The sequence below is a fragment of the Helicobacter suis HS1 genome (genome assembly GCF_026000295.1).
GTDB lineage: Bacteria > Campylobacterota > Campylobacteria > Campylobacterales > Helicobacteraceae > Helicobacter > Helicobacter suis.
The window spans coordinates 1559863-1575694 of sequence record NZ_AP026769.1; the positions used below are offsets into that span (position 1 = coordinate 1559863).

At 40.7% G+C, this 15832-nt stretch carries 21 protein-coding genes, 1 rRNA gene and 1 pseudogene; 5 read left to right on the plus strand and 18 right to left on the minus strand.

The window, feature by feature from the left end; genetic code table 11:
- Positions 1-49: 49 nt before the first annotated feature.
- Positions 50-211: a putative barnase/colicin E5 family endoribonuclease gene (locus OO773_RS10115; RefSeq protein ID WP_406600078.1), complete on the minus strand. Its 162-nt coding sequence runs from the start codon at positions 209-211 to the stop codon at positions 50-52.
- Positions 195-314, minus strand: coding sequence for a site-specific DNA-methyltransferase (locus OO773_RS08665; protein WP_264828544.1), 120 nt, complete (start codon positions 312-314; stop codon positions 195-197). Before OO773_RS08665 ends, OO773_RS10115 begins: the two co-directional genes overlap by 17 nt.
- A gap of 90 nt (positions 315-404) precedes the next feature.
- On the opposite strand from OO773_RS08665, the gene OO773_RS08670 reads away from it, so the two are divergent.
- Entirely contained in the window at positions 405-638 is a 234-nt protein-coding gene (locus OO773_RS08670) for a hypothetical protein (RefSeq protein ID WP_034375887.1), read from the plus strand.
- 43 nt (positions 639-681) lie between these two features.
- On the opposite strand, the gene OO773_RS08675 is transcribed toward OO773_RS08670, so the two are convergent.
- The 15 genes from OO773_RS08675 to OO773_RS08745 all read right to left on the minus strand — a co-directional run bounded on the left by OO773_RS08675 (position 682) and on the right by OO773_RS08745 (position 9817).
- Positions 682-1098, minus strand: a complete 417-nt coding sequence (locus OO773_RS08675) for a hypothetical protein (protein WP_080555228.1) — start codon at positions 1096-1098, stop codon at positions 682-684.
- Positions 1099-1288: 190 nt separating this feature from the next.
- On the minus strand, positions 1289-1672 hold the full coding sequence (locus OO773_RS08680; protein WP_143440991.1) for a putative barnase/colicin E5 family endoribonuclease: 384 nt from the start codon (positions 1670-1672) through the stop codon (positions 1289-1291).
- 62 nt (positions 1673-1734) lie between these two features.
- Entirely contained in the window at positions 1735-2397 is a 663-nt protein-coding gene (locus tag OO773_RS08685) for a hypothetical protein (protein ID WP_264828545.1), read from the minus strand.
- Between the two features lie 55 nt (positions 2398-2452).
- On the minus strand, positions 2453-3820 hold the full coding sequence (gene mnmE, locus OO773_RS08690; protein WP_006564556.1) for a tRNA uridine-5-carboxymethylaminomethyl(34) synthesis GTPase MnmE: 1368 nt from the start codon (positions 3818-3820) through the stop codon (positions 2453-2455).
- Positions 3804-4493 carry a Jag N-terminal domain-containing protein gene (locus OO773_RS08695; protein ID WP_006564557.1) on the minus strand — a complete coding sequence of 230 codons (690 nt, stop codon included), beginning with the start codon at positions 4491-4493 and terminating at the stop codon, positions 3804-3806. The genes mnmE and OO773_RS08695 overlap by 17 nt, the downstream gene beginning before the upstream one ends.
- A 10-nt stretch (positions 4494-4503) precedes the next feature.
- Positions 4504-6105, minus strand: a complete 1602-nt coding sequence (gene yidC, locus OO773_RS08700; protein ID WP_176485327.1) for a membrane protein insertase YidC — start codon at positions 6103-6105, stop codon at positions 4504-4506.
- Positions 6092-6424 carry a membrane protein insertion efficiency factor YidD gene (yidD, locus tag OO773_RS08705; RefSeq protein ID WP_034377214.1) on the minus strand — a complete coding sequence of 111 codons (333 nt, stop codon included), beginning with the start codon at positions 6422-6424 and terminating at the stop codon, positions 6092-6094. The genes yidC and yidD overlap by 14 nt, the downstream gene beginning before the upstream one ends.
- Positions 6421-6729: a ribonuclease P protein component gene (gene rnpA / locus OO773_RS08710; RefSeq protein WP_231102847.1), complete on the minus strand. Its 309-nt coding sequence runs from the start codon at positions 6727-6729 to the stop codon at positions 6421-6423. Before rnpA ends, yidD begins: the two co-directional genes overlap by 4 nt.
- A gap of 61 nt (positions 6730-6790) precedes the next feature.
- Entirely contained in the window at positions 6791-6925 is a 135-nt protein-coding gene (gene rpmH, locus OO773_RS08715; RefSeq protein ID WP_006564561.1) for a 50S ribosomal protein L34, read from the minus strand.
- Positions 6926-6990: 65 nt separating this feature from the next.
- Complete coding sequence (locus tag OO773_RS08720) at positions 6991-7389, minus strand: ExbD/TolR family protein (protein ID WP_006564562.1); 399 nt, start codon at positions 7387-7389, stop codon at positions 6991-6993.
- Positions 7390-7397: 8 nt separating this feature from the next.
- Positions 7398-7856: a TonB-system energizer ExbB gene (gene exbB, locus OO773_RS08725; protein WP_100069289.1), complete on the minus strand. Its 459-nt coding sequence runs from the start codon at positions 7854-7856 to the stop codon at positions 7398-7400.
- Positions 7853-8317 (minus strand): SsrA-binding protein, encoded by a 465-nt coding sequence (gene smpB / locus OO773_RS08730; RefSeq protein ID WP_176485326.1) that lies wholly within the window; start codon positions 8315-8317, stop codon positions 7853-7855. The genes exbB and smpB overlap by 4 nt, the downstream gene beginning before the upstream one ends.
- Positions 8295-9092 carry a 4-(cytidine 5'-diphospho)-2-C-methyl-D-erythritol kinase gene (locus OO773_RS08735; protein WP_176485325.1) on the minus strand — a complete coding sequence of 266 codons (798 nt, stop codon included), beginning with the start codon at positions 9090-9092 and terminating at the stop codon, positions 8295-8297. Before OO773_RS08735 ends, smpB begins: the two co-directional genes overlap by 23 nt.
- Positions 9089-9325 (minus strand): carbon storage regulator, encoded by a 237-nt coding sequence (locus tag OO773_RS08740; protein WP_006564566.1) that lies wholly within the window; start codon positions 9323-9325, stop codon positions 9089-9091. Before OO773_RS08740 ends, OO773_RS08735 begins: the two co-directional genes overlap by 4 nt.
- Before the next feature lie 6 nt (positions 9326-9331).
- A complete protein-coding gene (locus OO773_RS08745) occupies positions 9332-9817 on the minus strand; it encodes a peptidylprolyl isomerase (RefSeq protein ID WP_176485324.1) in 486 nt (161 codons plus the stop codon).
- A 72-nt stretch (positions 9818-9889) separates the two neighbouring features.
- Here OO773_RS08745 and OO773_RS08750 point away from each other — a divergent pair, with 72 nt between their 5' ends.
- From OO773_RS08750 to OO773_RS08760, 3 genes are all read left to right on the plus strand, one after another.
- Positions 9890-10786: a hypothetical protein gene (locus tag OO773_RS08750; protein ID WP_232048853.1), complete on the plus strand. Its 897-nt coding sequence runs from the start codon at positions 9890-9892 to the stop codon at positions 10784-10786.
- 219 nt (positions 10787-11005) lie between these two features.
- Positions 11006-12505, plus strand: a 16S ribosomal RNA gene (locus tag OO773_RS08755).
- A 96-nt stretch (positions 12506-12601) separates the two neighbouring features.
- Positions 12602-13834, plus strand: coding sequence for a glycosyltransferase family 9 protein (locus OO773_RS08760; protein ID WP_141556996.1), 1233 nt, complete (start codon positions 12602-12604; stop codon positions 13832-13834).
- A 281-nt stretch (positions 13835-14115) separates the two neighbouring features.
- Here OO773_RS08760 and OO773_RS08765 read toward each other — a convergent pair.
- Positions 14116-15378: pseudogene (locus OO773_RS08765) on the minus strand (RNA-guided endonuclease InsQ/TnpB family protein).
- Positions 15379-15414: 36 nt separating this feature from the next.
- Between OO773_RS08765 and tnpA the strand changes: the two are divergent.
- A complete protein-coding gene (tnpA, locus tag OO773_RS08770) occupies positions 15415-15831 on the plus strand; it encodes an IS200/IS605 family transposase (RefSeq protein ID WP_040499039.1) in 417 nt (138 codons plus the stop codon).
- Position 15832: the final 1 nt, after the last annotated feature.

Genomic DNA, 15832 nt, shown 5'->3' on the forward strand with positions numbered 1-15832 from the left:
GATCTTGATTTTTAAGGGGGAGTGGTAGGGTGTGGCCTATCCTTTTGGGCTAGATCGGAGCCAAGCCCAGACTTAGCCGCGACTTGGTCGAACTTCTGCGCGGGGGTTTTTTGTAAGCCGTTGCTATCCAGTAATTTTTTCCTTCATGTTTCCACCCTTGCGTTAAACCTACTCTAAGCTCTTGATTGTCATAATTAATTAATCTTTGCATTTGAAAGCATCACATTAAAATTTGATAGCTCTATGCCTAATGCGTGCATACCTAGTTCATTAGCCACAGCTAGAGTTGTACCAGATCCACAAAATAAATCCAAAACAATATCACCCTTTTTAAAAAAGGGCTCTTTTAAGAAATGCTCTACAAGTTGGGAATGAATTTACCCCTGTAAGGGTGGAGGCGATGGATGTGTTTTGTTGTTTCTGACTCTTTAAAATTGGCAAGAGAGAGGGCGCAACAAGTGGCTAAAGAGAGCTCTACTAAGCAGTTAGCAGAACAAAGCCAAAAGGCTGTTAAAGACTTTATAGAACAAGGCCAGCCAGCGCTTAAAGAGTTGATTAATCAAGGGCAAGGGCAGTGCAGGCAGTGGCCAAAGAAGATGTTTAGTTGCCCTCCAGCAACTGTCTTATTCTCTAAATAAAGCCTTTTATTTTGCTCTCTTAGCGCCTTAAATTCAGCATAACTTAAACCTTTAGCCTTAGCCTCTTTATAAATCTGTCTATTGCTTTAAGGGGCAACTGCTTAGGGTGCTCTATCACTTCTGCATCAATGTAGTTATTAGGCTCTTGACCTTTAAGGCGGGGAGTGATACTATCATCTCGTAGGCCGCTCGGCGGTGCCCTATCTCTTTGGTTGTTCGGCGGAATGAATGGGTGGGTGGTGTCCGCATCTTTTACTTGTCTTTTGACATAACCTTTCTTAGCGTCTACAATTCCCGTAACTAGTAATCTATCGTTGTCAAGTGTAACTAATAGGTAAGTTAGGTCTTCTTGGTTTTCTGCTTTAAACGCCTTGATATACTCCTGCTTAGGTGGGTCTTTAAAGATGAGTTTAATATCCGGACTTTTCAAAGTCGGCTCTACTAAATTTAGATAGGCCAATCTACTTTGGGTATCTTGTTTAGCCTGCAGGTGTTTAATGAAGTTTTCTTTATTCTCTACTGCCTCTAAACTTTTTAGAAATGCTTTTACATCTAGTTCTTTAGGTACTGGTGTAGCATAGGTGCTTAAATCAAGATTTTTAATAAAGGCCTCTTTGTCGGTGATAACCTTGTAGGGGCGATCTTGATTTTTAAGGGGGGGGAGTGGTAGGGTGTGGCCTATCCTTTTGGGCTAGATCGGAGCCAAGCCCAGACTTAGCCGCGACTTGGTCGAACTTCTGCGCGGGGGGTTTTTTGTAAGCCGTTGCTATCCAGTAATTTTTTCCTTCATGTTTCCACCCTTGCGTTAAACCTACTCTAAGCTCTTGATTGTCTTTTTTAAAGATAATGGTTTTTATTCCCGCTTGATCTGTAACCATTTTCCCCTTGTTTACTATCTCCTCCAACCCATTCCCTAACTTCTCATAAGCACTACTGCCCTCAAATCCTTTAAAGTCATCAAGGTGTTTTTCCACAATCTTAGCTAGTCCATGCCCTTTAAGCTTACCACCTTGATCTCTAATTTCCCCCCACACCAAATCTATATCGCCTAAATTCTCTCTATAAAATGCTCCGGCTACTTGTCCCTCCTTAGTTTCTATGAGTTTAGCGATTGCACCTTTTGATCGTGGTAAAACTCTTTAAAGTTTTGGCCAAAGGCTGGGTTATGGGGCACTTCACCCGCTATCTCATTCTGTAGCCCTCTACCCTCTAGCTTTTGCCCCGCTCCTAGTGTTTCTCTCTCTAAACCTCTAGCTTTTAGCTGTGTTTCAGCTACTCCCCCACTGCTAACACTCCCCCCACTCTCCACACTCTTAGGTAAATTCTGTTCAATCTCTCTAATTAAGGCTTTAGTAGCGTTGCTAAATTCAGCTCTACTTGCGATTTTGTTAAGATTTTGTTTAAAGGCCTCTATGCTGTGGCTCTTATTTAATGCGGCTTTAATGTGATATCTGAGTGCTGCACCACTTACTTTATCATTGAGTGCTTTAGCAAAGGGGATATAGGGCAGAGTTCTAACAATAAAGCCAAAGGCGGCTTTAGTAACTTGGAATTGTGCAGCCCCGCCTACACTAGTAGCAATACTACTTCCAATAGTTCCCCCCGTAGTGGGCTTAAGCGCTTTAGCAATAGCGCTATCTTGATTAAATAATCTATGAAAGCCCTTAGCAATTTCTATAAAGTCTTTAGCGCCTTGAGTTTTAAAACTACTCTCTTTAAGTTCCTCTAGCGCATTCATAAACTTAAAGCTATCTAGCACGCTAATATCTTGGGCATCAACAAGGGATTCTATTAACTATGACCGGATTCTTTAATTATTTACCTAAACAGAACTCTTGAAACATCGCATCTAACATTTCATCAGTGTAGTAGGGTGTGCTGATGGCTACGATACTCTCTAAAGCATCTTTAATATGATAAGAGAATAGCTCTAGCTCCGCGTGTTGTAGGGGTTTTTTAGCAGATTGTAAACTCTTAATACCTAACTCTAGGCTATTTTGCTGGGTTAGAGTGGCTAAAATTAGGCTATCATTTGGATTATGTTCAAATAAGGGTTTGAGCGCTTTTTTTAAAAGAGGCAAACAGGGTTCTTTGGTATTTAGGCTCATAGCAGGGGCAAATAAAGGCGGCAGGACTGCTAAAAGGGCTGTGGTGTCTAGCTTAGTAGGACAATCGTTTTTATTAAAGATAACACAGAGGATTTTATCTTGGTTGGCTTGGAGTAACTCTAAAATAACTTGATCTTGGTGATCTAATGGGCTAGATAAATCAAAAAGGGCTAAAATAATATCGCTCTCTTGCATGCGTTGTTTACTTTTAGCAATTCCTAAACGCTCAATCGGATCGTTAGAGGTGCGTATCCCTGCGGTGTCTATAATTTTTAAAGAACTCCCATAAAGGCTAATGACTTCCTCTATGGTATCTCTGGTGGTACCGGCAATCTCACTTACTAAAGCGCGCTCTTCAAGTAATAAAGCATTAAGCAAGGAGCTTTTACCTACATTGGGCTTACCAATAATGCTTAAAGTATAACCCTCTAATTTAGCACTTCTAGCGCGCGACACTTCTAACACTTTTAAAAGTTGTTGCTCTATTTGTTCTAGATCCTCTTGCATGCGATCTAATAAATTTAAAGGCAAATCCTCCTCCGCATAATCAATCAGTACCTCACTACTAGCTAACAACTTTAAAAGAGCTGTGCGGGTGGTTTGTACAAAGTCTTTTAAAGCCCCCTTGATCTGTTTAGCCATCGCTTTAACCATGTTGGCATTTTGGCTTTCTAAGAGTTTAGCTAGGGCTTGTACTTGGGATAAATCCATGCGGTTATTTAAAAAAGCCCTTTGTGTAAATTCCCCTCCCTTAGCTAAGATTGCCCCCTGCTTTAAACACGCCTCTAAAATCAATCTTGCCACCACCATGCCCCCATGGCATTGTAATTCCACCACATCTTCACCGGTATAGCTATGAGGGGCTTTGAAATAAAGAGCTAGGCATTGATCTAAAAGATCTCCAGTAGCATCATAAAGGCTAACTAAAGTGGCCATGCGGGGGGTAAAGCGTTGTCTATGCGAAAGCGCGTTTAAAATAGAAAGACTTTTAGAACCACTGAGTTTAACAATGGCAATAGCGCCAAGTCCGGGTGGGGTGGCAATGGCAGCAATGGTACTATTTGTAAAAGTCATTGATCACAACCATGGATTCGTGATCATTACTTGCTTGGATACTGACATGTTTATTGGGAAAGACTTCTCTTAAGCGTTTAAGGGCGATGTAGAGTAGCATGCCATCTAAGGGCTTGGTTTGTGCCTTACCTATTTCGCGAACTTGCATGATCACGCTTTGTAAATAACTTTCCATGATTTCTTCTTGATCTTTTAAAAAGCTAGCCACTTCTAAGCGGACATTGTAGTGGTATTTGTAGTGAATCCAATTAAAGAGCAAGTAAGATAGGGCGTTATAACGATAACCTTTCTCGCCAATAATTAAAGCTGAATCAGGGCCGTTAATTTCAATGAGTAGAGTTTGTTCGTTATACAACTCTACATGGATACGCTCAATTTGGTAGGGCAAATAACTAAAAAGGGTATCTAGTTCTTGCTTGATCTCTGTAATCTTTGTCTCTAAAGAATTTGTAGAGGGAGTGGGGGGAGGAGTAGGGGGTGTTTTTTCTAGCTCCTGAGGTTGTTTAGCCTGTTTAATTTTAGCTTCTATAATGGCATCTTTCTTGCCAAAGCCTAAAAAACCACTAGAGGGGGTTTGGATAATTTCATATTCTAGATCCAAAACAGAACATTGCAAGACTGAAGAAGCCTTAATAATAGCTTCCTCAAGGGTTTTAGCTACAATGGTTTGCATCTTCTAGCTCCTAGGCCGTTTTTTGCATTTCGCTCTTCTTTTTGCTTAACATTTGATTAATGAGCCATTGCTGGATAATAGAAAAAATGTTATTGGTTGTCCAGTAAAGCACAAGACCGGCCGGGAAAGTGATCAGAAAGATCGTAAAAAACAGAGGTAACATTTTAAAAATCTTAGCTTGAGTGGGATCGGTAATAGTGCTTGGGGTGAGGGCTTGCTGGGCGTACATGGAAATTCCCATTAAAAGCGGCAAGATAAAATAAGGATCCATTAAAGAAAGATCGTGAATCCAAAGCATCCAACCGGCACTTTTAAGTTCTACAGCGTTGTATAAAACGCGATAAATCGCAAAAAATACAGGGATTTGTAAGAGTATGGGTAAACACCCGCCCAAAGGATTAGCCCCATGTTTTTTATAAAGCTGCATCATGTGCATTTGCAATTTCTGCGGATCGCTTTTGTATTTTTCTTGGAGCTCTTTCATTTTGGGCGCTAGGTCTTTGATTTTTTGCATACTCACCATGCCCTTATAACTCAAAGGATAAAGAATAATCCGTACAATGAGTGTTAAAAGAATGATCGCCCAACCCCAGTTATGGGTGTAGGTGTGCAAATAATCTAGGAGTAAAAACACGGGGCGGGCAAAGAAAGTAATCACCCCATATTCAATCACTTTAGTTAGCATAGGAGAAATCTGTTCTAATAAGCGGTGATCTTTAGGGCCGATGTAACCATGTAAAATGGCATTGCCTTTTAAAGAGACAAAAGGCAAAGGATCTTTACTTGGCTGTGCTTCTATAATGGCATCTAAAGGAGAATCTTTGGTGAAGAAAAGAGAGGTGTAGTAACGATCCACACTAGCAATAAAGGTAGTGGATTTAAAAGTTTGGGTTTGCTTAGCCTTGCCATCTTCAATTTTTTCTAGTTTGTGATCTTGTGTGCCCAAGAGTACCCCGTGGAAGGCATAACCATCAGCATCGGCTATAGGTCTAGAGCCATTTGAAAGTACATAAGCTAAATTCATGGGATGTGTGGGTTTTAATTCTACGCGTAAATCGTAGGTGAGATTAGGGTAGAAGGTCAAAATTTTTTTAACATTGAGATTTTTAAGAGATTGGGTTAAAACCACAGTTTTAGGGGCTTTGTCTATTTGAAGTGTCTGGGTTGAGGCGATATAGGGCGTATTAAAAGCCTCCTGATTAAGTGTAGAATCTACAAAGCGCAATTCTAAAGGCTTTAATGCATTTGATCCCAAAAGGGGCAATTTTTCTAAGGCACTTTTAGGTTTAGAGAGACCTAAAAGCTGTTTGATATGCTCTAAAAAATCTTCTTGTCTGTGGGCTGTAAATTTTTTATCCTTAAGATACACTTGTGCAATGCGCCCTAATGAGTCTATTTCTATTTCCATATCTTTAGAGAGAACTGTAAGGATTATGGAGCTTTTGGGAGTTTGTGCTGCCTGCTTGATAAGAGTAGTGGGGGCGCTATTATTAGTTGTGCTGGTTGGGAGGGCAGTGTGGGGCTTTTCTGTTTGGAAGAAATAACCATAGATGGTTAAAAATAGAAAAGAGAGCACAATGGCTAAAATAAATCGTAAATTATTTTCTTTCACATGAAACCTTAAGAATATAATAAGGATAAAGAGCAGGAGGATTAAGAGGCACTAGATAATAGCGCAGCTTAATTTCTTGGGGGGAATAATATTTTGGGGTGATGTGTTTAGAGCCAATGGGATAATCAATACCCCCTTTGCAATAAGGGTGGCAGGATAACAAACGCCAACAAATCTTTAATAAAGCTTTAAACAACCCTTCATTGTGTAAAAGCCAGAGCGCATAAGTAGAGCATGTGGGATAAAAACGACAACTTGTAGGTTTAAGTACAGAAAGATACTTGCGATAAAATTGCAATAAAATTAAAAGGAATCTCACGCATGCCTCATAACAAGCGGTTTTGTTTTGCGGTATAGACATGCTAAAACCTGTTGTTTTAAATCTTTGTATTTGAGTTGTGTAATCCCTGCTTTAGCCACAAACACGATCACCCGCTCTTTTTCTAAATGGATATTCTTAAAAAGAGAACGCACCCGTCGCTTAATTAAATTTCTCTGCACCGCATTACCCACTTTCTTAGAAACACTCAAGCCCAGTAGAGAAGTGCTAGGATAGCTAAAAAATTTGGGTAACCCATCTAAGGGGAGAGAATACATGGTAAAAAACTTGCTATGTATTCTCATGCCTTTTTTGTAAAGATAGTTAAACTGCTGGGTTGTTTTTAGAGATTGCACCTCGCAAGAATCAAACCGCTAATTGTCTTCTCCCCTTAGCACGGCGGGCTTTGATAACCTTACGGCCATTTTTAGTTTTCATCCTCACCAAAAAGCCATGTGTGCGCTTTCTAGGCGTATTATGGGGCTGATAGGTGCGTTTCATTCTCTAATCCTTTAAAATTTTCAAAAGCTCTATTTTAGCTTGTTTTGCTAAAAACTATCTAAAGTCTAATGGCTGCTGTTTTTATCTTCTACCAAAATATAAAGTTGGTTGAGATTATGGGTTTGTAATAAATCCACCACCTTAACAAAGCTATCTAAATTGCTATTTTTATCTCCCTGCAAAATAATAGGCGTGTCTTTAGCATATCTTGTTACCGCTTGCTTGAGAGCCTCAAAACTTACCTTTTTTTTGTCCAAATAAAACTCGCCCTTGTGTGAAATAGCAATATTAACTTGTTTTTTATCCAGCACATCTTGGGCTTTATCCGAGCTTTGATCCACTTTGGGAATATTGATAGGCAGTTTAGAGGTAGAGACAAAAGAAGCAGTGGTGAGTACGATAACCAAAAGCACCAACATGATGTCAATAAAAGGCACCACATTCATGGAGTCTATTTTTTTCATCTATCTTCCTAAAAATCTGTATCTAGGCGATTATACCCCGCTCCCTCTGTGGCCGGGTGGTGGTAAATATCCCATTTAGTCGCGATAATCTCGCTTTTGCGCACCAACATGTTATAAATCACAACAGAAGGAATAGCCACAATCAGACCCATACCAGTAGATTTAAGCGCAAGGGCTAAACCAACCATGATTGCTTTAGTATCCACCGCTGAGGTATTGCCTAGTTCAATAAAGGTAATCATGATCCCTGTTACCGTGCCCAAAAGTCCCACATAAGGCGCGTTAGAACCAATAGTGGCCACTAAGGTTAAACGGCGGTGTAAATCTAGTTCTAGCTTGCGTTTATCTTTATAATCATCTACGCGCACGGTGGCATAAAACCACACCCGCTCAATCCCAATAGCAATCACGATCACTGATAAAAACGCCAAAAATCCCAAAATCCCATAATCCACCATCTCTTTCACATTCCACCCCGCAAATGATTCCTTAATTGGCTCTTAGCCTCCCTATCTAAAACCCTTTGTTTCATGCTCTCTCTTTTATCATAAAGTTTCTTACCCTTCACCAAAGCGATCTGGAGTTTCACCCGGTTTTTAGCGTTAAAATATAACTGCAATGCCACGATACTAAGGCGCTTTTGACCCACTTCAACAGACCATTTATGAATCTGTTTTTTGTGTAGTAGCAATTTACGAGGCCGTCTCTCATCGGGTTTATAATAAACATTGGCCGTTGGTAGATGCCCAACATGCACCCCAAATAAAAAAGCCTCGCCTCTGATAATCCTAACAAAATTATCCTTTAAATTTACCCTACCCACACGGATTGCCTTGACCTCAGAACCTGCCAAAACAATACCCGCCTCCAAAGTCTCTAAAATCTCATAATCAAAGAAAGCCTTTTTATTGCGTATCGGCTCTTTCACACACTTCCTTAAGTCTAAAAAAGCTACTCCCACTCCCGCTAAAAAAATAAGGCTGTGTATTATCTAAATGTTTCTCAAACTCTTTTAATGCAGGGTAAAGTGTGATAGCAGGGGTGTACAGATCATTAAGAGTGGCGCGCGTGAAATGTTTGAGTAAAGTATGGCTCTGTATTGTTTTCCAATTTTGCTCTCCTTTAGTGGACATAGATAGGCGATCAAAGGCTTGATAAACTTGAGCTGTGTTACAAAAAATTTCAGGGGTTAAAATTTCTATTTCTAAACTCTCCTCTTCAAAAGACTCGATTAGCTCACCAAAATGAAAAACATGCGCACTATTAAAGCCAGAGATAAAAAAATTCACATCACTGCCTACTTGTGCGCCAATTTGATAACATTCTTGTAAACTCAAACCTAATTCTAAACGGGTATTAAGCTCTCTTAAAAGCACCCCCGCATCTGCACTCCCGCCTCCAAGCCCTGCACCTATAGGGATATGTTTTTCTACTTCAATGGCTAATTCTAGGGTTTCGGGGTGGTTTTTAGCTTGGAGGTGAGTTTTAAGTATCTGTAGCATTTTATAAATCGTGTTTTTCTCAAGAGAGCAAGCAAAATTACCCTTAAGCAAAAAGGGAGCTCTTTTAACAAAAAGATAATCGCATATTTGGGTTTTTACAAGCATTAGCCTAGATAAAAGAGTGTGATAAGACGCCTCCAATCCTAGAATTTTTAAAAAGATATTCACCTTAGGATAGGCGATACACTCAAACGCATTCATTCTAATTTACCCAGTTGTTTACCAATGCCCTCTAAAAGCGTATCGCTAACATCTCCGGAGGCTTTCTTGTTTTCTAAAGCCACCGCTTCTTTGAGTTCAGAGCGCAAAATAAGCAAGTGAGAGGGGGCATCAAAACCAAGTTTTACACTTCCCTTATCAATTGAGACAACCCGTATATGGATATGCTCCCCAATCACCACACCCTCCCCTAATTTTCTGGCTAAAATTAACATTTAGAATCATTGCGCTAAGATATGAATCGTTTCAATGATATCCCCTTGCTTTAAACTATCCAAAACCCTTAAACTCTCCTCCTCCTCAATTTGTCCAAAAACCGTATGCTCCCCGTCTAAATGGGGTTGGGGCTCAAAACAGAGGAAAAACTGGCTACCACCCGTGTCTCTGCCGGCATGTGCCATGCTTAATGCGCCCCTTTTATGTTTGTGCGGGTTATTTTGCACTTCACAGCGGATACGATAATCTGGTCCACCCATTCCCGTACCAAGAGGACAACCCCCCTGAGCTACAAACCCGGTAATTACGCGGTGAAAATTTAGCCTATTATAAAAACCCTCTTTGGCTAAAGTCGCAAAATTAGTTACCGCCTGTGGCGCTTCTTGCCCGAATAAGTGGATTTTAATCGCCCCCTTATTGGTTTTAATAACCGCATACTGATAAGAAGCCAAAAGTGTGGGGTCTATTTCATAAACTTTTAGAGCTTTCATGGATACCTTTGAAAAATTAAATGATCGCCGTATTTTACCGATTTCACCTTAATTTTATGCAGTGGGGTGTTTATGTGGGCTCTGTTAGCTCTCTTTTTTTTAGGGTGTGTTTTGCACGCAGAAAAGGCGCTAGATACCTCTCTGATTCACCACACTAAACGCTCTCATGCCACCAAAAAAATACCCCGCCAAAATCAAAAGATCACCAAAAGCGCTAAAAAACCTAATAAACAACAAGTAAAACAGCATAAAGAACAAAATAACGCCAACCTAGAACCGCTCCATCTTTGGATTTATAGCACCGTTTTTTTAATCGCCTATTTTAAAGATGGGCACTACAAACAAGGCTATGGGCTTTTACTCCAAAACGGGCATGTGCTAACCTCTTCTGAGTTGGCCTATGATAAGGGCATGTATGCCACAACTTTTGTAGCCAAAATGCAAGATGATAGCGGGCCTATGTTAATCTGTGTAGCGCGGTTGCGCCTTAAGGCCATTGATCGAAACCGCGGGTTATCCTTGCTTAATACCCATGCTTTTACCAACGACTATTGCCAAATCCGCCCAGAAAGTTACTACCATGCCCGCATCTACACAAAATACGGGCAAGATTTACTCACCAAAAATTCCAACCCACGCAAAGCCTTACAAATTTACTACCCTAAGATTAGCGATCAAGGTACTTTTGAAGTAGGCACTTTTGAAGTATCAACATATAAGGATATTTTAGAAAAGAGCCGCAAGGATATTAATTATAGTGGTCAATATCTTAATTATAATCTTAATTATAGGGATCTACATCGGATCATACGGCCTCTCCTTAAAGATGTCTATGGTCGACCCCTTTTTAACCACAAAGATGAGTTTATAGGCATGGCCGTCTCTCTTCCTAATCAAAATAATGTTTTTGCCACCAAACGCGTGATCCAAGATTTTTTACTAGATTTAAAACACCGCTCTATTTTTTAACAATTCTAAGCCCCCCTTAAGCTTAAAAACTATACAATGCCCCTTTTGCTAAATAGCAAGTGCTTAGCAAATGCTAAAGCAAGTGATCTTTGACATTTAAGCAAGAGAGTCTTGTAGCCAAGTTTGTTTTTACTTTTTGTTTTTTGTCTTTGGCTTAAGAACTCTAGTTAAAAACCTAGTTAAAACTTAAGAGTAATCTTGAGCCAGTTTAGGATTAACTTTATGGAGAGTTTGATCCTGGCTCAGAGTGAACGCTGGCGGCGTGCCTAATACATGCAAGTCGAACGATGAAGCCTAGCTTGCTAGGTTGATTAGTGGCGCACGGGTGAGTAATGCATAGATGACATGCCCTTTAGTTTGGAATAGCCACTAGAAATGGTGATTAATACCAAATACTACCTTACGAGGGAAAGATTTATCGCTAAAGGATTGGTCTATGTCCTATCAGCTTGTTGGTGAGGTAAAGGCTCACCAAGGCTATGACGGGTATCCGGCCTGAGAGGGTGAGCGGACACACTGGAACTGAGACACGGTCCAGACTCCTACGGGAGGCAGCAGTAGGGAATATTGCTCAATGGGGGAAACCCTGAAGCAGCAACGCCGCGTGGAGGATGAAGGTTTTAGGATCGTAAACTCCTTTTGTTAGAGAAGATAATGACGGTATCTAACGAATAAGCACCGGCTAACTCCGTGCCAGCAGCCGCGGTAATACGGAGGGTGCAAGCGTTACTCGGAATCACTGGGCGTAAAGAGTGCGTAGGCGGGAGGACAAGTCAGGTGTGAAATCCTATGGCTTAACCATAGAACTGCATTTGAAACTATCCTTCTGGAGTGTGGGAGAGGTAGGTGGAATTCTTGGTGTAGGGGTAAAATCCGTAGAGATCAAGAGGAATACTCATTGCGAAGGCGACCTGCTGGAACATCACTGACGCTGATTGCACGAAAGCGTGGGGAGCAAACAGGATTAGATACCCTGGTAGTCCACGCCCTAAACGATGGATGCTAGTTGTTGGGAGGCTTTGTCTTTCCAGTAATGCAGCTAACGCCTTAAGCATCCCGCCTGGGGAGTACGGTCGCAAGATTAAAACTCAAAGGAATAGACGGGGACCCGCACAAGCGGTGGAGCATGTGGTTTAATTCGAGGATACACGAAGAACCTTACCTAGGCTTGACATTGAAGGAATTCCCTAGAAATAGGGGAGTGTCTAGCTTGCTAGACCCTGAAAACAGGTGCTGCACGGCTGTCGTCAGCTCGTGTCGTGAGATGTTGGGTTAAGTCCCGCAACGAGCGCAACCCTTTTTCTTAGTTGCTAACAGGTTATGCTGCGCACTCTAAGAAGACTGCCTGCGTAAGCAGGAGGAAGGTGAGGACGACGTCAAGTCATCATGGCCCTTACGCCTAGGGCTACACACGTGCTACAATGGGGTGCACAAAGAGATGCAAAGCCGCGAGGCAGAGCTAATCTATAAAACACCTCCTAGTTCGGATTGCAGGCTGCAACTCGCCTGCATGAAGCTGGAATCGCTAGTAATCGCAAATCAGCTATGTTGCGGTGAATACGTTCCCGGGTCTTGTACTCACCGCCCGTCACACCATGGGAGTTGTGTTTGCCTTAAGTCAGGATGCTAAAGCAGCTACTGCCCACGGCACACACAGCGACTGGGGTGAAGTCGTAACAAGGTAACCGTAGGTGAACCTGCGGTTGGATCACCTCCTTTCTTAGAGAAATGCCCTTGCATTTGTTTGCAAGGGCCACAGGCTCAAGGCTCTCTTGCTTAGGTGTTGGAGGCAAATGTTGAAGGTTGTTAGGGAGTATGCTGTTTCTGTCTCATGGTTATGTGGATAAACTTAAGAAACAGTGTCGCTCTTTTCTACTCTCCATCGCAGGTCGCCCGCTTTTCTTTTTAAGTTCCATAGTGGTTTTAATGACGCGTAAACGCAGAACCCTTCCCTCTTGCAAAACCCTTTTAGTGATTAGGCTTGATAATCTGGGCGATTATTGTCTATTTAGAAATTTTTTACAACCTTTGCGCGAAACTTACGCGGACTATGAAATCACCCTTGTGTGCAATGCGGCTTATTATGAGATAGTTCAGGCCTGTGATGCAGCTTATTTAGATCACATCATTCCAGTAGATATATCTAGGTGGTATTCTTATATCCATGGCTTCTTCTACCATCTTAAAATACTCTATCAACTCTCATGTAAAAGTTATACAACCATCTTAGTTCCCTTGCGCAGACGCAGTATTTGGGCAGATGACTATTTAGCTCGGTTCCTCCCTGCTAGCCATAAAATTTGTACACAAGAAGTGCATCTCCCTCATGACCCCTATAACATGTTTAATGATCCGACATTTTATACCACCATGATAGACACTTCATTTGCACCTCTCTTTGAATTCGATCGTAATAAATATGTTTTTAGTCAGTTATTAGGAAAACCTCTTACAGAAATCACCTATCACCTTGATCTATCTTCTTTACCAAAAGATTTCTCTCTCCCTTGCCCTGAAAAGTACGGTGTTTTTGTTTTAGGCGCTTCAAGTCCTCGTAGAAAATGGGCTTTAACCTCTTGGATACAACTGGCTCAAAAAATAGATCCCTCTTTTAAAGTTGTGCTGTGCGGTACTGCAGGTGAAGTTTTAGAAGGCGCAAAGATTGAGCGATCCTGTCCGCGTGTACTTAATTTAGTGCGTAAAACTAGTTTGTTAGAACTTGTACATGTGCTTTCTCGGGCTTCTTTTATTGTATCTACAGAATCAGGTGTTCCCCATCTTGCAATGGCTCTAGGCTTGGGGCCTGTTTTTGTCATCTCAAATGGCAATGGTCTTGGGTATTTTGTACCCTACCCTCAACATCTTACTAACACCGATTACCATGTTATCTATCATCCAGAAATAGAAGCGCTTTTACAAACCCCACATGGCTTTGGTCGCTGCATGGAGGCTTATAAAGATAATAGACTAGACTTACGCATATCCCATCCAGAGTTTGCTAAGAGGGTAGCAGAAAAAATGTTTCCTGATTTTGTCAAAGATATTTAGTTTATCCCGTACAAAGAATTTGGTTCTCTTAAATAAGGATTTTTAAAATTACACTACAAACTGCACTTAAAGAGACCAGTGAACTTTAGCTTGATTTTACAAGTATCTTTTTAACCATTTTTTAGCTCTGGCTGTTGTAAACGCCTGCCTTAAGATTGTTAGATATTTTTTGATAAATTATCGCTGAAATATGAGATTAGCATGCCGTTATACTATTAGGATCTATTACAAAATCACTGATTGAAATACGTGAATCACCCCTCCCTAAAGGGAGGAGCTTCCTAACTAACAGAAACTAGGGTTTCTGAACTCGAAAGGCTTTGCTGTTTAGAGTCTGCAAGGCTAATTCCTAACCCAAGAGACTTTAACCCCGCTCTTAAGATATTCTTAGCGGCATTGATGTCCCTATGCTCTGTGTATTCACATACAGGACAGCAATACTCTCTATGATTTAACTTAAGTTGGCGGTTGATATTCCCGCAATGATGACAGGTTTTGCTCGTGTATTGTGGAGGGACTTTCACAAAAAGTTTGCCATTATGCTGTTGTTTGTATTCTAAGAATTTGATGATTTGGTAGAATGAGGTATTAAGAATAGACCTATTCAAGCCACTCTTTTGTTTCACATTCCTAAGTTTAGCTCTCTTGGTCATATTCTTGACTTGTAAGTTCTCAACTGCTACCAATTCAAACTTGTTAGAAAGTCCGCTTGTGATTTTGTGATACCTATCTTCCTTCTTGTGTTTAGATTTAGTAAAAATGGCATTCAAAGAATTTTGGCATTTGTAAAAATTCCTCCCTAGTTTTGTTTTGGTCTGTTTAGACTTTAAAACCCTGCGACTCTGTTTTCTTTGCAGTCTTTTAAAGGCTAAATTATATTTAGCTAAGTTAAATGTCTTAGAATGCGTAGGAATGAGAGTCCCGTCACTTAAAGCGATGTCATGGATATTTAAATCTAAACCTATGGCTTTGTCTTGGTGGCTTAGGGTTTTTAAGGGCGTGATGTCCCTATGGTATTCCACGCTAAAGCTCACAAAATAGCGTTCATTCAGGCAAGAAAAAGTGATTTGTTAAATGGTGCAATCTTTAGGCAAATCCCTAGACCAGCGCACTTTAAAATCTTGGCGCATCAGTCTTAAAATCTTAAAGCGTTTGTTGCAATCTTTAATGGAGTAACCTTGATTATTCCAATTAAAGCTCTGTTTAGCAATCTTGGAGTTTTTAAATCTGGGAAAGCCTCTATCTTTGAGGGTTAAAGCACTTTTGAGAGCTTTTTGCGCGTTGATACGGCTTTGTTGCGCCACAACACTAGAAAAGCTTTAATCTCTTTGTTTAAGATGATACTTAATCTTTGTGTCTAAGGCACTAGAGCTTGACCATTGTCTTTGGCTTTTCTCTAGGGTCTTATTCGTGTTGTATTGCTCTTGTTGCAAGTTTAGGCAGATATTATAGGCTTGGTTGTAAATGAAAAAATGGTGCTTGAGTAAAGCCTTTTGCTCTTTTGTAGGGAACAAGCGGTATTTAAAACCCTTATTGATCTGCATTTTTGGAGTTTAGCATAATTATGTTAATATTGGTCTATGGTAAAGTCTAGTGATATTAGACACGGCAGACATTGTGTATTTCTCTTGCATGTGCATTTGATCTTTGTAACAAAATATAGGCGTAAGGCTTTCAGCAAAGAAGTGATAGACTTTCTAGGCGAAGTCTTTAAAAAAGTGTGTGAGGACTTTGAAAGCGAGTTAGTAGAGTTTGATGGAGAATCTGATCATGTGCATTTGCTCATCAACTACCCACCCAAAGTGAGTATTTCTAAGCTGGTTAATTCTTTGAAAGGTGTGAGCTCTAGAAGGGTGCGTGCCCAGCAGTTTAAAAGTGTTTGTAACACATTATGGGGTGATCACTTGTGGTCGCCTAGCTATTTTGCTGGCAGTTGTGGCGGTGCTCCTTTGGAGCTGATTAAACGCTATATCCAAGAGCAAGAAACACCTGTTTAGT

Excerpts from the sequence above, each read along its gene's own strand:
- OO773_RS08740 (WP_006564566.1), bottom strand. The coding sequence starts at position 9,325 with ATGTTAATTTTAGCCAGAAAATTAGGGGAGGGTGTGGTGATTGGGGAG.
- OO773_RS08720 (WP_006564562.1), bottom strand. The coding sequence starts at position 7,389 with ATGAAAAAAATAGACTCCATGAATGTGGTGCCTTTTATTGACATCATG.
- rpmH (WP_006564561.1), bottom strand. The coding sequence starts at position 6,925 with ATGAAACGCACCTATCAGCCCCATAATACGCCTAGAAAGCGCACACAT.
- OO773_RS10115 (WP_406600078.1), bottom strand. The coding sequence starts at position 211 with ATGCAAAGATTAATTAATTATGACAATCAAGAGCTTAGAGTAGGTTTA.
- OO773_RS08695 (WP_006564557.1), bottom strand. The coding sequence starts at position 4,493 with ATGCAAACCATTGTAGCTAAAACCCTTGAGGAAGCTATTATTAAGGCT.
- OO773_RS08760 (WP_141556996.1), top strand. The coding sequence starts at position 12,602 with ATGCTGTTTCTGTCTCATGGTTATGTGGATAAACTTAAGAAACAGTGT.
- tnpA (WP_040499039.1), top strand. The coding sequence starts at position 15,415 with ATGGTAAAGTCTAGTGATATTAGACACGGCAGACATTGTGTATTTCTC.
- OO773_RS08735 (WP_176485325.1), bottom strand. The coding sequence starts at position 9,092 with ATGAATGCGTTTGAGTGTATCGCCTATCCTAAGGTGAATATCTTTTTA.
- OO773_RS08745 (WP_176485324.1), bottom strand. The coding sequence starts at position 9,817 with ATGAAAGCTCTAAAAGTTTATGAAATAGACCCCACACTTTTGGCTTCT.
- mnmE (WP_006564556.1), bottom strand. The coding sequence starts at position 3,820 with ATGACTTTTACAAATAGTACCATTGCTGCCATTGCCACCCCACCCGGA.
- OO773_RS08670 (WP_034375887.1), top strand. The coding sequence starts at position 405 with ATGTGTTTTGTTGTTTCTGACTCTTTAAAATTGGCAAGAGAGAGGGCG.
- rnpA (WP_231102847.1), bottom strand. The coding sequence starts at position 6,729 with ATGAGAATACATAGCAAGTTTTTTACCATGTATTCTCTCCCCTTAGAT.
- OO773_RS08750 (WP_232048853.1), top strand. The coding sequence starts at position 9,890 with ATGTGGGCTCTGTTAGCTCTCTTTTTTTTAGGGTGTGTTTTGCACGCA.